At 73.0% G+C, this 16,092-nt stretch carries 14 protein-coding genes and 1 pseudogene; 11 read left to right on the forward strand and 4 right to left on the reverse strand.

The genetic code is table 11. The features are described 5' to 3' along the window. Positions 1–132: 132 nt before the first annotated feature. Positions 133–1,383, reverse strand: a complete 1,251-nt coding sequence (locus O7627_RS09400; RefSeq protein WP_278093103.1) for an HNH endonuclease signature motif containing protein — start codon at positions 1,381–1,383, stop codon at positions 133–135. A gap of 265 nt (positions 1,384–1,648) precedes the next feature. After that, positions 1,649–2,734 carry a cell wall anchor protein gene (locus O7627_RS09405; protein ID WP_278098228.1) on the reverse strand — a complete coding sequence of 362 codons (1,086 nt, stop codon included), beginning with the start codon at positions 2,732–2,734 and terminating at the stop codon, positions 1,649–1,651. Between the two features lie 406 nt (positions 2,735–3,140). Here O7627_RS09405 and rsmD point away from each other — a divergent pair, with 406 nt between their 5' ends. From rsmD to mutM, 8 genes and pseudogenes are all read left to right on the forward strand, one after another. Further along, positions 3,141–3,707 carry a 16S rRNA (guanine(966)-N(2))-methyltransferase RsmD gene (gene rsmD / locus O7627_RS09410; RefSeq protein WP_278093104.1) on the forward strand — a complete coding sequence of 189 codons (567 nt, stop codon included), beginning with the start codon at positions 3,141–3,143 and terminating at the stop codon, positions 3,705–3,707. Next, on the forward strand, positions 3,704–4,192 hold the full coding sequence (gene coaD, locus O7627_RS09415) for a pantetheine-phosphate adenylyltransferase (protein ID WP_278093105.1): 489 nt from the start codon (positions 3,704–3,706) through the stop codon (positions 4,190–4,192). Before rsmD ends, coaD begins: the two co-directional genes overlap by 4 nt. 148 nt (positions 4,193–4,340) lie before the next feature. After that, on the forward strand, positions 4,341–4,838 hold the full coding sequence (locus O7627_RS09420) for a hypothetical protein (protein ID WP_278093106.1): 498 nt from the start codon (positions 4,341–4,343) through the stop codon (positions 4,836–4,838). A gap of 124 nt (positions 4,839–4,962) precedes the next feature. Then, positions 4,963–5,526 (forward strand): YceD family protein, encoded by a 564-nt coding sequence (locus O7627_RS09425; RefSeq protein ID WP_278093107.1) that lies wholly within the window; start codon positions 4,963–4,965, stop codon positions 5,524–5,526. Positions 5,527–5,531: 5 nt separating this feature from the next. Next, a complete protein-coding gene (gene rpmF / locus O7627_RS09430) occupies positions 5,532–5,705 on the forward strand; it encodes a 50S ribosomal protein L32 (RefSeq protein ID WP_278093108.1) in 174 nt (57 codons plus the stop codon). A 130-nt stretch (positions 5,706–5,835) separates the two neighbouring features. Then, a pseudogene (locus tag O7627_RS09435) lies at positions 5,836–6,768 on the forward strand (phosphate acyltransferase PlsX); the annotation flags it as partial. A 131-nt stretch (positions 6,769–6,899) separates the two neighbouring features. Then, a complete protein-coding gene (gene rnc / locus O7627_RS09440) occupies positions 6,900–7,841 on the forward strand; it encodes a ribonuclease III (protein WP_278093109.1) in 942 nt (313 codons plus the stop codon). Continuing rightward, positions 7,834–8,685, forward strand: a complete 852-nt coding sequence (mutM, locus tag O7627_RS09445; protein ID WP_278093110.1) for a bifunctional DNA-formamidopyrimidine glycosylase/DNA-(apurinic or apyrimidinic site) lyase — start codon at positions 7,834–7,836, stop codon at positions 8,683–8,685. Before rnc ends, mutM begins: the two co-directional genes overlap by 8 nt. A gap of 7 nt (positions 8,686–8,692) precedes the next feature. Here mutM and O7627_RS09450 read toward each other — a convergent pair whose 3' ends face one another. Together O7627_RS09450 and O7627_RS09455 are read right to left on the reverse strand one after the other, a co-directional pair. Further along, positions 8,693–9,583, reverse strand: coding sequence for an endo alpha-1,4 polygalactosaminidase (locus tag O7627_RS09450; RefSeq protein ID WP_278093111.1), 891 nt, complete (start codon positions 9,581–9,583; stop codon positions 8,693–8,695). 83 nt (positions 9,584–9,666) lie between these two features. Beyond that, positions 9,667–10,974, reverse strand: coding sequence for a CAP domain-containing protein (locus tag O7627_RS09455; protein ID WP_278093112.1), 1,308 nt, complete (start codon positions 10,972–10,974; stop codon positions 9,667–9,669). 375 nt (positions 10,975–11,349) lie between these two features. Between O7627_RS09455 and O7627_RS09460 the strand changes: the two genes are divergently transcribed. From O7627_RS09460 to O7627_RS09470, 3 genes are all read left to right on the forward strand, one after another. Further along, positions 11,350–11,544 (forward strand): hypothetical protein, encoded by a 195-nt coding sequence (locus tag O7627_RS09460; protein WP_036374707.1) that lies wholly within the window; start codon positions 11,350–11,352, stop codon positions 11,542–11,544. 319 nt (positions 11,545–11,863) lie between these two features. After that, a complete protein-coding gene (gene smc, locus O7627_RS09465) occupies positions 11,864–15,445 on the forward strand; it encodes a chromosome segregation protein SMC (protein ID WP_278093113.1) in 3,582 nt (1,193 codons plus the stop codon). Beyond that, positions 15,442–16,080, forward strand: coding sequence for an HAD-IA family hydrolase (locus tag O7627_RS09470; protein WP_278093114.1), 639 nt, complete (start codon positions 15,442–15,444; stop codon positions 16,078–16,080). The genes smc and O7627_RS09470 overlap by 4 nt, the downstream gene beginning before the upstream one ends. Positions 16,081–16,092: the final 12 nt, after the last annotated feature.

The following is a 16,092-nucleotide window of genomic DNA, read 5'->3' on the forward strand; positions in this document are numbered from 1 at the left end:
CGAGCATGCGGGGCGTCGATGGGGCCGGCGGGTGTGGGCCGAGCCTGCGAGTGTGGGCCGGGCCGACGCGGGCGCAGGGCGCTGGGCGGGAATGGCGACGCATGGCTGGGTGGCGGTCTGTTGCGGTGCTCTTCAGTTTCGTCGGTGGTAGTGGTTGCGGCGGGGTAGTTGGGTGGGGTCGAGCCAGGCGGGTGGGATGAGTTCGGGACGTCCGTCTGACGCGAGGCGGACTTGCCATTGGCCGGTGTGGATGAGGCGGTGGTGGTAGCCGCAGATCAGGACGGCGTTGTCGAGGGTGGTGGTGCCGCCGTCGTGCCAGGCGGTGATGTGGTGTCCGTCGCACCATCGTGGTGGTCGGTCGCAGCCGGGGAAGGCGCATCCGCCATCGCGCAGCACGAGGGCGCGGCGCAGTGGTCCGGTGAACAGTCGTCGTTGCCGGCCGACGTCGAGGACCTGGCCGTTGCCGCCGAGGACGGCGGGCAGGACCTGCGCGTCGCAGGCCAACCTCCGTACAGCGGCGGGGGTGAGAGCGGCGCCGGTGTCGAGCATCCCGGCGCCGACCTGGGAGGTCAGGGCGTCGTAGCCGATGGTGACCACGAGTTGTGGGCGGTCGCCGCCCGAGGCGGGCAGTTGCTCGGTGCGCAGCGCCAGTCGGCAGATCTCGGCCAGCGCGTCGTGGCGGCGTTGTCCGGGGCTGCGGTCGTCGCCGTCGCCGCTGGGGGTGCACAGCGGGTCGAGAGCGGCGTGGAGCAGGCCGGCGGTTTCGACGTCCAGGATCCCGGTCAGCCGGACCCGCCCGTCCGTGGGTGAGGACAGAGTGACGTGCCGGCGCGGGTGGGCATGTTCCTCCTCGCGTTGCAGGGCGGCGGCCTCGGCCTGCTCGGCGACCTGCGGGGCGACGTGGTGCAGGATCCGCCGGCCCAACCCGCGCAGGATCGCCGGTTCGAAGCGGCCGCTGTGATCCACCAACGCCTGCGCCGCTTTGTCGACCACCTCGGAGCCGACGGTGGCGGGTAGGTGGGCCACCATGTCGACGATCACCCGGGCCTGTTCGACGTTGATCGCCCCGACGGACAGGGCTTGGCCCACCACGGCGGGAGCGGTGTCCAACGCGGCGGCCAACTCCACCATCCGCCGGGAGACGCGGCCGGAGACGCGTAGCCGCTCCCGCAGCCACACCGCCGTGGACGAGGCACCGTGAGCGGCGGCGACACCACGCCCGTCGACCTCCCGCACCAACACCAACCGCAACGCCGCCAACCGCTGCTCAACACCATGCACCGTCTCCAACGCGGCGATCAACTCACCCTCGGGCAGAGCCCACGCCTCGCGGAGGGCGGCCTCGTCCACCAGGCCACCGATGCTCCGCAACGCCTCCAACACCACCACAGAATAGAACAGGTGTACGACAAGAATGAGCCACCGCTGACCAGAGACACCCGACGAAACGGCCGCAACATGGGTCCCGCGGACCTTCATCGTGTCGGCGGGCTCACTGGCCGGCCGGGATCCGAAGGAACGAGCCGAGTACCCGAGAACAGAGATCCGAGGTCCGGGAACGGGAAGCGGGAAACGGCTGAGGGCGCGCCGACCGTTTCCGGTCGACGCGCCCTCAGGCGGATGGTGCAGGTCCCGTCGGGACCGTCGATCAGGCGGTGAAGGTCACCCGGCGACGGCGGGCCAGGAAGAACAGGCCGCCACCCACGGCGAGCAGCAGGGCCGCTCCGCCAGCGATGCCGCCCGCGGCGGCGCCGGTGACCGGCAGGCCGCCACCGTCGCCACCGGTGTCGCAGTCCTCGGGCTGCTGCCAGGCGATCGGGTCGCCCTCTTCGCCGTCGGCGCTCGGCACGACCTCCAGGCCCTCCTCGGCCGGGAAGCTGACGGTCTCGGTGCTGCCCGGCGCCACGGTCACGGTCTGCGGCTCACCCGTGTTCGGGGTCAGCGTGATGGTGAACTCCTCGCCGTCCTCCGGGTTGATGAACTCGAAGATCAGCTCGTCGCAGGTCTCGGCGTAGCTCAGGGTCGGCTCGCCCGGCTCGACGCAGTCCTCGGCCGGCGGCGGGGTGTCGTCGAAGAGCGGCTCCTGCTGGCCCTCCTCGGTGACCACGATGTTGCCGGCGTTCTCGGCCGGCACGGTCACGGACGCTTCCGCGCCCGGCGCGACGGTCTCCTCCTTGACGAAGTCGCCCTCGCCGGTGACGGTGAACTTGGCCGGCCCGGTGGCGTCCTCGGCGTTCTGCAGCTTGACCACTACGGTGCCGTCACAGTCGGAGGTGACGGTGGCCGACGGCTTCGGGGTGGCCGGCGGCGGCGGCTCCTCTTCCTCGACGCAGCTGTCGCTGAACTTGATCTCAGCGCCGGCGAAATCCTTCTCGCGGTGCCCGTTCTCCCACTTCGCCTTCACCTTGAGGTTGGCCCCGGTGGCCTCGCCCGGGAGCCGGTGGGTGGCGACCAGCGGCGTGTCGACCGAGTGCGGGTAGACCTGGCCCTCGGTCACCGCGATGCCCGGGATGGTGATGTCGACCCGGTCGCGACCGGCGAAGCTCTTGGCCTCCACCGCGACGAGCTTGTAGTTCTTGACATTACGGGGGGCAATGCTGTCGACGGTCCAGGTCAGGACCCATTCGCCGGTGGTCGTGTCACACTCGGCCTCGACCTTGACCTCGCTGTGGTGGGCGCTGGCGGGGGAGGCGACGGCGACCGCCGCGGTGAGGCCGAGGAAGGCGGCCCCCATGACGGCGAGTGGTCGCCGCAGCGACAGCTTGGGACGGATCACGCGGTACTCCTGAAGGGTGGGAGCGTCAGGGCACGCCGTGGGAGGGACGTCGAGATCGCTGCCATCAGCGGCGCGACCTGCGAAGACTTCTCTCCAACGTCGTTGGCCGGCGGAAGGGGAGCCGGCACAGCGCCCGACCTTAGCGATTCCTGTGGTTTCGGGACAGCCTTCAGGGTTCACTAACGATGATGTTCTCCATTCGTGATGTTTGATGTACGCCGGGTGATTGTATGAACGCGTGTGGCTATTGGGGCTCCTGGGGTGACACCCGGCCGCCGCCCGCTTGACGGCGGTCGTTCACCCGCGCGGCGTCGCGTAGCGTCTCCGACATGGCAACCGACGGCACGCCCCGGATCGGGCCCAGGTGAGCCGGATCGTCGCCGGCACGCTGGGCGGGCGGCGGATCGCCGCGCCGGCCGGCGGCCGGACCAGACCGACCTCCGACCGGGTACGCGAGGCGCTGTTCAGTGCCATCGAAGCGGACGTGGACCTCGTCGGGGCGCGCTTCGTCGACCTGTACGCCGGCTCCGGCGCGGTGGGCCTGGAGGCGCTGTCGCGCGGGGCCGAACACGTGCTGCTGGTCGAGTCCGATCCGCGTGCCGCCCGGACCATCCGGCAGAATCTCGCCGCCCTGGGCGCCAGCCCGGCCGCCCGGCTGGTGACCGGCCGGGTCGCCAAGGTGCTGGCGGCCGGACCGCCCGACGGCCGGCCCTACGACGTCGTCTTCGCGGACCCGCCGTACGCGGTGCCGGGTGCGGAGATCACCGCGATGCTGGCCGCCCTCGTCGACCGGGACTGGCTCGCCGCCGGTGCCGTGCTGGTGCTGGAGCGGGCCACCCGCGACACGCCCCCGACCTGGGTGGAAGGCGTCACTGCCGGGCGGAGCAGGCGTTATGGGGAGACCACCCTTTGGTACGGTCGGCGATCATGAGGCGCGCGGTCTGTCCAGGCTCGTTCGATCCGGTAACCAACGGCCATCTCGACATCATCGGGCGGGCCAGCCGGCTCTTCGACGAGGTCATCGTCGGGGTGCTGATCAACCAGTCCAAGCGGGGCCTGTTCAGCGTCGACGAGCGCCTGTCGATGCTGCGCGAGGTGACCGGCTCGTACGACAACGTCCGGGTCGAGTCGTTCCGTGGCCTGCTTGTCGACTTCTGCCGGGCTCAGCAGGCGGCGGTCCTGATCAAGGGCCTGCGGGCGGTCAGCGACTTCGACTACGAGCTGCAGATGGCGCAGATGAACATCGGGCTGGCCGGGGTCGAGACGCTGTTCATGCCCACCAACCCGCTCTACTCCTTCCTCTCCTCCAGCCTGGTCAAGGACGTCGCCAAGTGGGGCGGGGACGTCTCGGCGCACGTACCCGACGTGGTCGGTCGGTTGCTGCACGAGCGGCTGAACGCGGCAACGCGGGATTGACCCGGCACGCTCCGCAGCCGAGAATCAGCCACCGCGTACGCATCCTGATGACCGGTTCCGACGCGCGGACCGCATCATTGGTTGAACCGCAATCCGGCCGGACGCCGCATCATGTATGTCAGCCACGAACGACAGGAGTGAGGTACCGGTGGACCCGCTCGACCGCATTGACGAGATCATCAACATGGTGGAGACGGCCCGCTCCGTCCCGATGTCGCGTAACAACGTCATGGTCGACCGGGGCGAGATGATCGGTGCGCTCGACGAACTGCGCGCCGAGCTGCCGGTGGAGCTGCGCCGGGCGGCCGCGCTGCTCGACGAGCGGGACAAGATCATGGATGCCGGCAAGCGGGAGGCCGACCGGATCATCAGCGAGGGTGAGGCGGAACACGCCCGGCTGGTGTCGGTGAACGAGATCACCGTCTCGGCCGAGCACGAGGGAGCCAGGATCATCGCCGAGGCCCGCGCCGAGGCGCAGCGGCTGCGGGAGGAGGTCGACGACTACGTCGACACCGCGCTGGCCAACTTCGAGCAGTTCCTGACCCGGGCACTGGCCTCCATCGAGCGGGGCCGGGACAAGATGCACGCGCTGCGGGAGATCGGCAGCTTCGTCGGCGAGGAGAACGAACGCCCGCTGCCGTTCTGACCCCCGTGACCTCCCGGCCGCGTCGGCGCGGCCGGCGCAGCACCGACGAGCAGGGCCGGTTCGACGGCGGGGCCGCCGGCCAGGTAACCTGTTTCGTCGGCCTCTCACAGGCCGGAGTCTGACTATGCCCAAGCACTCGACTAACCACCTTGACCCCAGGTCGCCGCTGGTCCTCGACACGAGGGAGCTGCCGCGCCGGCCTGGAGTGATGCGTACGGTGAAGCGGGTCGTGCCGGCACCGGCGGACCTCGGCCTGGAGATGATCGGCGTTCCGGAGGGCGCGGACCTCGACCTCGACCTGAGGTTGGAGTCGGTGTCCGAGGGGGTGCTCGTATCGGGGACCGTCACCGGTCCCATCCAGGGCGAGTGCGGTCGCTGTCTGCGCCCGATCACCGATTCGGTGGTCGTCGACATCCAGGAGCTGTACGCGTACGCGAACAGCGCCACGGACGAGACGACCGACGAGGACGAGGTGGGGCGGATGCAGGGTGACCTGCTCGACCTGGAACCGGCCCTGCGGGACGCGGTGGTGCTCGCGCTGCCGACCAACCCGGTGTGCCGGGACGACTGCCCAGGGTTGTGCCCCGACTGTGGGGTGCACTGGGACGACCTGCCGGCTGACCACAGCCACCAGCAGATCGACCCGCGCTGGGCGGGTCTGTCGAAACTGACCCGTCAAGAGGAGTAGGAACCGTGGCTGTCCCCAAGCGCAAGATGTCGCGCAGCAACACCCGGTCGCGCCGGGCGCAGTGGAAGGCCACCGTGGTCGCCACCGTGGCGTGCCCGCAGTGCCGGTCGCCGAAGCTGCCGCACGCCGCCTGCGGCGTCTGCGGCACCTACAACGGCCGCCAGGTCATCGAGGTTTGATTACGGACCGCGAGTGACGCTGCCGGCCTCCGGTCAGGCGGCGCGCGCGCCCTGGCGACTGCCCGGTGCCGCGGACTCCACCGGCGCCGGCCGCGATCACGCGGCCGCCGCCGGACCGGGGTCGGGCACCGTGCGGATCGCCGTCGACCTCCTCGGCGGGGACGGAGCTCCCGCCGTCGTGGTTGACGGCGCTCTGCGGGCGTTCGGTGCCGATCCCGACCTGCATCTGCTGCTCGTCGGCCCTCCCGAGGCCGCCGGCGAGCTGATCGCTGCCGTGGAACCGGCCGACCACCGCCGGATCGGCGTACGGTCGGTCCGCGACGCCGTGGCTATGACCGATCTGCCCAGCCGAGCCAGCCGGGCCGACACCACCGTGCGGGCGGCGGTGGCCGCCGTGGCCGAGGGCGCCGCCGACGCGCTGGTCTCGGCCGGCGCCACCGGGGCGACGGTCACCGCGGCCGTGCTCGGCTTCGGCCGGTGGCCGGAGGTTCGACGGCCCGCGCTGGCCGCCGTCCTACCCGCCGTCGCCGGCCCGGTGGTGCTGCTCGACGTGGGCGGCTCGCTGGAAGCGCGGGCCGGCACGCTGGCCCAGCACGCGGTCCTGGGCGCCGGCTACGCCAACGTCGTGCACGGCCTACCGGCCCCCCGGGTCGGGCTGCTCTCCATCGGAGCCGAGGCCGGCAAGGGCGACCGGGTCCGGCGGGCCGCCGACCCCCTCCTCGCCGGTCAACCGCTGCCCGGGGGCGCGCGCTACATCGGCCTGGTGGAGGGCCACGACGCTGCGGTGGGCGGCCGGGTCGATGTCGTCGTCACCGACGGTTTCACCGGAAACGTCCTGCTCAAAGGCATCGAAGGCGCGTACGCGATGGCCGGTGGGCCACCGGCCGGCGGTGACGTGCCCCGGGCCGCCGTCCTGCTCGGCGTCGCCGGCACGGTGGTGGTCTGCCACGGCGCCGCCGGCGACCAGGACGTCGCCTCCGGGATCGCCCTCGCCGCCCACCTGCACCGTCAGGGCGCGGTCGAGTCGATGGCCCGGCTCCTCGCTCCGACCGGCACCGACTCCCCGACGCTGGGCGACTCCCCGGTTCGGGGTGACTCCCCGACGCGGGAGGACGCTTCGGCCCGCAACGACGCTCCGGCCCGCAACGCCATCCCGGTCGGGGACGACCGCGACACCGATACCGAGGTAAGGGCATGACCAACGACAAGCGGCGCCGCGCGCCGGTGGGGCATCTGGAGGCGGCGTTCGGCGTCGCCCTGGACCCGGAACTGCTGGAGCGGGCGCTGACCCATCGCTCGTACGCGTACGAGAACGGTGGGCTGCCGACCAACGAACGCCTGGAGTTCCTGGGTGACTCGGTGCTCGGCGTGGTGATCACCGCGGCGCTCTTCCACAACCACCCGGACCTGCCCGAGGGGCAACTCGCCAAGCTGCGGGCCAGCGTGGTCAACATGCGGGCGCTGGCTGACGTGGCCCGCCGGCTCGGACCGTCCGGACTCGGGCCCTACCTGCTGCTCGGCAAGGGCGAGGAGGCCACCGGCGGGCGGGACAAGGCGAGCATCCTGGCCGACACGCTGGAGGCGCTGCTCGGGGCGATCTACCTGCAGTACGGGCTGGACACCACCGCCATCGTCATCCACCGGCTCTTCGACCCGCTGATGGCCGAGTCGGCCGGTCGGGGCGCGGCGCTGGACTGGAAGACCAGCCTCCAGGAGCTGACCGCGGCGCTCGGCATCGGGGTGCCGGAGTACCAGATCGACGAGGCTGGTCCGGACCACGCCAAGACCTTCACCGCCTGGGTGGTGGTGGCCGGGCGCCGGTACGGCGGCGCCGACGGCCGGAGCAAGAAGGAAGCCGAGCAGCGGGCCGCCGAGGCCGCCTGGCGAACCCTGTCCGAGCAGGGCCCCGACCCGGTGGCCGACCCGGCGGCGGCCACCGCTCCGGCCGAACCGGCCGTGCCGGCCGAGCCGTCGGCGCTGGCCGAGACGCAACCGGCCGCGTCGACCGACCCACCGGCGTTGGCCGGGGTGGGCGGGTCGGCGCGGGGTGCGGCCGAGGCGCCGGCGTTGGCCGAGGCCGTGGGATCGGCCCGGGCCGAGGTCGGCACCGAGCCGACGGAACCCGGTCGTGCCTGAGCTGCCCGAGGTGGAGACCGTCCGGCAGGGCCTGGCCCGCTGGGTCACCGGTCGCCGGATCGCCGCCGTCGAGGTCCACCACCCGCGTGCCGTACGCCGCTATCCGCCCGGCGGCGCGCAGTTCGCCGCCGCGCTGGCCGGTCGGTCGATCCTGGACGTTCGCCGGCGCGGCAAGTATCTCTGGCTGCCGTTGGACAGCGGCGACGCGATCGTCGGCCACCTCGGCATGTCCGGCCAGTTGCTGCTGCTGCCGGCGGACGCCCCGGCCGGCCCACACCTGCGGGTCCGGTTCGACTTCGACGACGGCGGCCCGCAGCTGCGCTTCGTGGACCAGCGCACCTTCGGTGGGCTGTCGCTCTCGCCGGGCGGCGCGGAGCTGCCGGCGGAGATCGCCCACATCGCCCGGGACCCGCTCGACCCGGAATTCTCCGACGCCGGGTTCGTGGCGGCGGTCCAGCGGCGGCGTACCGGGATCAAGCGGGCGCTGCTCGACCAGACGTTGATCTCCGGGGTCGGCAACATCTACGCCGACGAGGCGCTCTGGCGAGCCCGGCTGCACGGTGGACGGGCCACCGCCGTGCTCACCGCAGCAGCGGTCAACCGGCTGCTCGGGCACGTCCGGGACGTGCTCGGCGAGGCGATCAAGCAGGGCGGCACCAGCTTCGACGCGCTCTACGTCAACGTCAACGGGGAGAGCGGCTACTTCGACCGGTCGCTGAACGTCTACGGGCGGGAGGGGTTGCCGTGCCACCGGTGCGGGGCGCCGATCCGCCGGGAGTCGTTCATGAACCGGTCGTCGTACAGCTGCCCGCGCTGCCAGCCGCGGCCCCGGGTGCCGCTCTGACCGCCGGTCAGCGCAGACAGGGCGAGCGCCAGGCCCCCAGCTCGCGGGCCTTGCGCATGGAGACGAAGCCGTAGCCGAGGGCGGTCACGCAGAAGTCGGCGGTGGATCCCTCGTACTCGACGTGGAAGACCGGCTTGCCGGCGTCGACGAAGGCCAGCAGCCGGTCGCACCTGCCGGCCCGCACACACTCCTCGTTGACGGCGAAGTCGAACTCCGGCTCCAACGCCACCGCCTGGTCGACGTCGTTGCGCAGCCCGGGGGAGAGTCCCAGGGACCGGGCCAGCTGGGCCAATCGCCGGTTGAAGGTGAGTTGGTCGTCGAAGGTGAGCGGAAAGCCGGAGTCGACCTGGTAGCCCTGCACGTCGTCGGGGGCGACCGAGTCGAAGCCCTTGCCCCGGCAGAGCCGGAACCGGTCGGCCAGGATCGGTTCGAGCACCGTCCACTGCCGGATGTCCAGCCAGCGCTCCGCACCGGCCCGGCCGGTGGCGCTGGCGGGGTCGGCCTGGCCGGTGGAGTTGCCGGGGTCGGCCTGGCCGGCGGCGTGGCCGAGGACGGTCGCCGGGAACCGGCCGGCGTCCGGGCGGCCCGCCTCGTACCGGCCGGCCCGGACGTGGCAGATCAGCCGCCGGCCGCGCTGGCGCAGCAGTTGGGCCGCTTCGGCGGTGGTGTCGAAGCCGTCGAGCAGGAACACCTCGGCGTCGACGTCGGGGTCGAGTTCGCCGGTGAGCTGCATCTGCCAGGTCTGCGGGGCGGTCAGCCAGGGGCGGGGCGCCACCGGCGGGGCGGGGTCGCCGGAGCAGCCGGGCAGCGTGGCCGCGGTCAGGGCGGTGACGACCAGCGCGGCGCCGAGCAGCGTCGCCGGGAGCCGGCCGACCGGCCGGAACCGGCGTACGGGCATCGCCTCAGTTGGCCGCGGTCGTCAAGAGCAGCACACCCCCTCGACCCGACAACGACCGGACCGTCGGCCCGGTCACGGCGGGCTCAGGCGACCGAGCCGAACATCTGGGTCCAGTAGAGGGTGCCGTCGGCGGCCGCCGCGATCCCCACCCCGATCGCCTTCGCGTCGCAGTTGAGGATGTTGGCCCGGTGGCCAGGGCTGTTCATCCAGCCCTCCATCACCGCCGCGGGGGTGCGGTAGCCGGCGGCGACGTTCTCGCCGATCGCCCGCCGGTAGCCGGCCCGTTCCGCGCGGTCCCAGGGGGAGCTGCCGTCACTGCCGGTGTGCGACATGTTCTCGGTCTCGGCCTGGTCCTCGCTGTGCAGCCGGGAGGCGGTGGCCAGCTGGTTGTTGGACTGCACCGTCCCGCAGCCGTTGGCGGTCCGCTCCCGGTTGACCAGCTCGATGACCTGGCCCTCCCGGGTGTCGGCGGTCGGCGCCGCGGCGGGGGCGGCGGCCCGGGACCGGGTACGGGTCGGGGTGGGACTGCTGCGGCGGGCCTTCGACGGGGTGGCCGAGGGGGTCGGCGCGGCGGCGGCGGACGGCGACGGGGTGGGGGTGGCGTCGGGGCTCGGCGCGGCCGGCGGCGACTCCTCGCCGAGCAGCCCGTACTCGGCTTCGCCGGCGCCGGGTTCCGGCAGATCCCCGGCGGCGTTCGCAGGTCGGGCGTCGTCGCCGTCACCGGCGAAGCTCGGCGGCAGCAGCGCCGCGCCGATCCCGAGCCCGAGCAGCAGTACACCGACCAGCACGGCGAGCCCGATCGGCAGCGGCCAACGGCCCGGGCTGCGGTGCCGGCCGGACCGGGTCTGGTCCGGCTCGACCCGGCGGGAGCCGGCCGGCCGCGGAGCCGGTCGCGAATCGGGTCCCCGGCCGGACCCGTCTCCGGTGGCCGCGTCGTCGTCGTACGGATCCAGCGGGTGTTCCCCGTCAGCGCGGTACGGGTCGTCGCCGTACCGGTCAGCGCCGTCGACGCGGTACCGGTCAGCGTCGTCGACGCGGTACCGGTCAGCGTCGTACCGGTTGGCCCCGTACCCGTCGGCCCCGTACCGGTCGGCGGGGTGTGGCGGGTCGGTCTGGTACGGGTCGGGGGCGTGCGAGGTGGCGGCCGACCGGTCCCAGGCCGGCTCGGTTGATCGGCCGGCGGGCTCCCGGTGAAATTCCGGATACCCCTCGCCGGGAGGGTTGTACTCGGGGAAGCCGTTCGGCAGGTGGCCGTTGTGCGGCCGGGCATCGTCGGCGGGGCCGGACCGGCCGCCCCATTGGCCGGACGGTGGATACGGCTGGCGATCCGCCGACGGCTCGGTACGCCAGGGCGTACCGTCTTGATCGATCGGATCGGTCCACCCGTGCACGCGCCGGCCTCCGCTGTCGTCTGGTCTGACTGCTGCGACGGTACGGGCGCCTGATGGGGTGGGCAACGTGGCTAAGGAAGATATAAGGCTGTCTACAGGTAGGCGTTGACCTGCGGAAACGCGTCAGGCGCTACACTGTGTGGTGTCCGAACAGTGATCTTGTTCGTGCCTCACGGCGACCCCTTGGGCAAGACGGTGGTCGACACGCTGGTGATTCACGTCCCAGGAAACTTGACGTGGCGGGGGCGCCGGCAGATTATATAGGTGTCGCCAGTCGCGCCCGACCATGCCCGCGTGTTCTCCGTGGGTGGGCAGTCGCGAACAGTTGGGCGCGCGTTGGCCGGCCTTTCCGGCAGCGCATTACAAGGAGACGATATGGCGAAGGCCCTCTACGGCCACGTTGGTGCAGCGCCCGATCGGCGTCTGCTCGACGAGGTCACCCGGTTGCGTTCCCGGGTACAGGCACTGGAGTTCGAGATCACGCGGTTGCGCGCCGAGAACGATCGGCTCGCTGCTGCGGCGGCCGAGGCAGACGATCTGCTGCGGCTCGCCGAGCCCGCGCTGACCTGATCGCCGGGGCGCCGGGTGACCGGCGCCCACCGCCTGACACCTGGATCGCAGCAACAAGATCGCGCGCCGACACACCCGTGGCGGCGCGCATTTTTTGTGCCTGGACGGCCATCTTTTGCGGCAGTGCCGGGCGATTTTCCATTTTTGTGGTAGTTGGATCGCCCGGCGGGCCGCCCGTGGGCATTGGATACGCTGCTCAGAGCGTGCCGACAGGTGACCGGCACGGTACGGGGTTACCCTCCGGGGTGACCGGTCCGGCGGGACGGCGGTGGACGGGGTCCAGCCACCCGGCGGTCACCTCGGACGAGGATCGGAAAGCGTGTATCTCAAGAGCCTGACGGTGAAGGGCTTCAAGTCCTTCGCCTCCACCACGGCGTTGAAACTGGAGCCGGGGATCACCTGCGTGGTGGGTCCCAACGGCTCCGGCAAGTCCAACGTCGTCGACGCCATCGCCTGGGTGCTCGGCGAACACAGCGCCAAGGCGCTGCGGGGCGGCAAGATGGAGGACGTCATCTTCGCCGGCACGGCCGGCCGGGCGCCGCTGGGCCGGGCCGAGGTCACCCTCACCATCGACAACACCGACGGCGCGCTGCCGATCGACTACACCGAGGTCTCCATCACCCGGCGGATGTTCCGCTCCGGGGAGAGCGCGTACGAGATCAACGGCGACTCCTGCCGGCTGCTCGACATCCAGGAGCTGCTCTCCGACTCGGGCATCGGCAGGGAGATGCACGTCATCGTCGGTCAGGGCCAGCTCGACGCCGTCCTGCACGCCAAGCCGGAGGACCGGCGGGCGTTCATCGAGGAGGCGGCCGGTGTCCTCAAGCACCGCAAGCGCAAGGAAAAGGCGCTGCGCAAGCTCGACGCGATGCAGACCAACCTCAACCGCCTCACCGACCTGACCGCCGAGCTGCGCCGCCAGCTCAAACCGCTGGGCCGGCAGGCCGAGGTGGCCCGGCGGGCCGCCACCATCCAGTCCGACCTGCGCGACGCCCGACTGCGGCTGCTCGCCGACGACCTGGCCACCCTGCGCTCCACACTGGACAAGGAGATCGCCGACGAGACCGCGCTGCGTCAGCGGCGCGAGCAGGTCGAGGCCGAGCACACCGAGCTGCAGCACCGGCTCGCCGAACTGGAGGCCGCGCTCGCCGAGGACGCCCCGCTGCTGGCGTCGGCCCAGGACACCTGGTACCGCCTCTCCGCCCTGCAGGAGCGGTTCCGCTCCACCGAGCAGCTGGCCCGGGAACGACTGCGGCATCTGAGCAGCGCCGGTGACGACGAACGTCCCGGCCGCGACCCGGACCAGCTCGCCGCCGAGGCCGAGCGGGTCCGGGCCCAGGAGGCGGAGCTGCGGGCCGCCCTGACCGAGGACCAGGTCCGACTGGCCGAGGCGGTCGAGGGACGCCAGCAGCTGGAACGGCAGCTCGCCGAGGCCGAACGCGCGCTGGTCGCCGCGGCCAAGGCGATCGCCGACCGGCGGGAGGGACTGGCCAAGCTGACCGGGCAGGTCAACTCGGCCCGCGCCCGGACCGGCTCGGCGGCCGAGGAGATCTCCCGGCTGGCCGCCGCGCACGCCGACGCCCAGGCCCGGGCGCAGCAGGCCCAGGCCGACCTCGACGCGGTCGCCGCCCAGTCCTCCGAGGCCGACCGGGACAACGCCGACCTGGACGCCCGGCACGCCGAGGCGCTGGCCGCTCAGGAGGCGGCCACCGCGACCGTCCGCTCGCTGTCGGACGCCGAGCGGGCCGCGGAGAAGGAGGCGGCCACCTGGAAGGCCCGCCAGGACGCGCTGGAGATGGGGCTGCGCCGCAAGGACGGGGCCGGTGCGCTGCTGGCCCGCGCCGGCGAGGTGCCGGGCCTGCTCGGCGGCCTGGCCGGCCTGCTGACGGTGGCGCCCGGACACGAGGCGGCGCTGGCCGCCGCGCTCGGCGCCCTCGCCGACGCGGTCGCGGTCAGCGGGGTCGACGAGGCGGCCGAGGCGATGCGGCTGCTCAAGATCGCCGACGCCGGCCGGGCCAGCATCCTGGTCGGTGGGGTGGCCGGGCCGGGCATGATCGGGTCGGCCGACGCGCTGCGCCCACAGCTGCCCGACGGCGCCCGCTGGGCACCGGACCTGGTCGGCTGCCCGGACGACATCCGCCCGGCGGTGCACCGGGCGCTGCGTGACGTCGTACTCGTGAATGATCTTGAGGCGGCGACCCGGCTGGCGGCCGCGAACCCGGAGCTGCGCGCGGTCACCCCGGACGGGGACGTGGTCGGCGCCTACGCGGCGGCCGGCGGCTCGGCCAAGGCGCCCAGCTACATCGAGGTGCAGGCGGCCGTCGAGGAGGCCCGCGCCAACCGCGCCGCCGCCGAGGCCACCGGCCTCGAGCTGCGCGGACAGCTCGCCGAGGCGCAGGCCGAGGTGGCCGAGCGCAAGGCCGAGGTGGCCGCCGCGGCGGCGGTCCGCAAGGAGGCCGAAGGGCAGCGCAACGCCGCCGCCCGCCGGCTGGCCGAACTCGGCGCCGCCGCCCGCTCCGCCCAGGCCGAGACCGCCCGGCTGGCCGAGTCCCGGGCCCGCGCCGAGCAGGCCCGCGACCGCGACCTGGCCGGCCTGGCCGAGCTGGAGGAGCGGCTGCGGCTGGCCGAGGCGACCCCGCTGGACGCCGAACCGTCCACCGAGGAGCGCGACGAGCTGGCCGCCTACCTGCCGACCGCCCGGCAGAACGAGATGGAGGTCCGGCTCGCGGTGCGTACCGCCGAGGAGCGGGTCTCGTCGATCGCCGGTCGGGCCGATTCGCTGGCCCGGCAGGCCGCCTCCGAGCGGGCGGCCCGGGAGCGGGCGGCGGCCCGCCGGGCCGCCCGGACCCGGGGCGCCGCCATCGCCCGGGCGGTCGAGACCGGGGCCCGCACGGCACTGACCCGGGTCGCCGTCTCGCTGGCCGCCGCCGAGCGGGCCCGCGACGAGGTCGCCAGCGCCCGGTCCGCGCGGGAGGCCGAGCTGCTCCAGGTACGCGGCGCCAGCAAGCGGCTCGGCGCCGAGCTGGAACGGCTCACCAGCCAGGTGCACCGGGACGAGGTGGCCCGCGCCGAGCAGCGGCTGCGGATCGAGCAGCTGGAGGCGAAGGCGGCCGAGGACTTCGCGCTGGACGTCGAAACGCTGGTTGCCGAGTACGGCCCGCAGCAGCTCGTCCCGCCCAGCCAGGCCGAGCTGGCGGCGGCCGAGCGGGACGACAAACCGGCCCCCGAACCGGCCCCGTTCGAGCGGCCCGTGCAGGAGAAGCGGGCCGCCAAGGCGGAACGCGAGCTGGCCCTGCTCGGCAAGGTCAACCCGCTCGCCCTGGAGGAGTTCGCGGCGCTGGAGGAGCGGTTCAAGTTCCTCTCCGAGCAGCTGGAGGACCTCAAGGCCACCCGGCGGGACCTGCTCACCGTGGTCAAGGACGTCGACGACCGGATCCTGGAGGTGTTCGCCAGCGCGTTCGCCGACACCGCGCGCGAGTTCGAGCAGGTCTTCACCGTGCTCTTCCCCGGCGGCGAGGGACGACTGGTGCTCACCGACCCGGAGGACCTGCTCACCACCGGCGTCGAGGTCGAGGCCCGGCCGCCCGGCAAGAAGATCAAGCGGCTGTCGCTGCTGTCCGGCGGGGAACGGTCGTTGACCGCGGTGGCGATGCTGGTGGCGATCTTCCGGGCCCGGCCCAGCCCGTTCTACATCATGGACGAGGTGGAGGCGGCGCTCGACGACGTCAACCTCGGCCGGCTGATCACACTGATGGCCCAGCTCCGGGAGAAGAGCCAGCTGATCATCATCACCCACCAGAAGCGGACGATGGAGGTGGCGGACGCCTTGTACGGCGTGACCATGCGCAACGGCGTGACCGAGGTGATCAGCCAGCGGCTGACCGGCGACGGTGACGAGTGACCGGCCGACGGACCGACCGGCCCACCGCGCTGCTGATCGACCTGGACGGGGTGCTGCGGCGCTTCGACCCGGCCCGCAACGCCGAGGTCGAACGCGACTACGGGCTGCCCGACGGGGCACTGCTGGCCACCGCGATGCGGCCGGACCTGGTGCGGACCGTGCTGCTCGGCCAGCGTAGGCACGCCGAGTGGATGGCCGACGTGGCGGCCGAGCTGGCCGGCCCGGCCGGCGGCCAGCGGCCGGCCCGGGAGGCGGTGGCCCGGTGGCAGGCGTACCGCGGCGAGGTCGACCAGGAGGTGCTGGCGCTGCTCCGTGAGCTGCGCGCCGCCGGGGTGCCGGTCGGCCTGGCCACCAACGCCACCGATCTGCTCGACGCCGACCTGGACCTGCTGAAGCTGACCGGCGAGACCGACGTCGTGGTCAGCTCCGCGGTGCTCGGGGTGGCCAAGCCGGCCGCCGAGTACTTCCAGCGGGCCTGCCAGGCGGTCGGCAGCCCGCCGGCCAGCACGCTCTTCGTCGACGACGACGACCGCGCGGTACGCGGCGCGCGGGCCGCCGGCCTGCCGGCGCTGCGCTGGACCGGCCCGACCGACCTGCGCTACCTGCGGGCCGCCCTGCTGCCGGTGCACCGCTGACCGCCACGGCCG

Source organism: Solwaraspora sp. WMMD1047, assembly GCF_029626155.1.
Taxonomy (GTDB): Bacteria; Actinomycetota; Actinomycetes; order Mycobacteriales; family Micromonosporaceae; genus WMMD1047.

Excerpts from the sequence above, each read along its gene's own strand:
- O7627_RS09405 (WP_278098228.1), bottom strand. The coding sequence starts at position 2,734 with ATGGGGGCCGCCTTCCTCGGCCTCACCGCGGCGGTCGCCGTCGCCTCC.
- coaD (WP_278093105.1), top strand. The coding sequence starts at position 3,704 with ATGAGGCGCGCGGTCTGTCCAGGCTCGTTCGATCCGGTAACCAACGGC.
- O7627_RS09425 (WP_278093107.1), top strand. The coding sequence starts at position 4,963 with ATGCCCAAGCACTCGACTAACCACCTTGACCCCAGGTCGCCGCTGGTC.
- rnc (WP_278093109.1), top strand. The coding sequence starts at position 6,900 with ATGACCAACGACAAGCGGCGCCGCGCGCCGGTGGGGCATCTGGAGGCG.
- O7627_RS09450 (WP_278093111.1), bottom strand. The coding sequence starts at position 9,583 with ATGCCCGTACGCCGGTTCCGGCCGGTCGGCCGGCTCCCGGCGACGCTG.
- O7627_RS09460 (WP_036374707.1), top strand. The coding sequence starts at position 11,350 with ATGGCGAAGGCCCTCTACGGCCACGTTGGTGCAGCGCCCGATCGGCGT.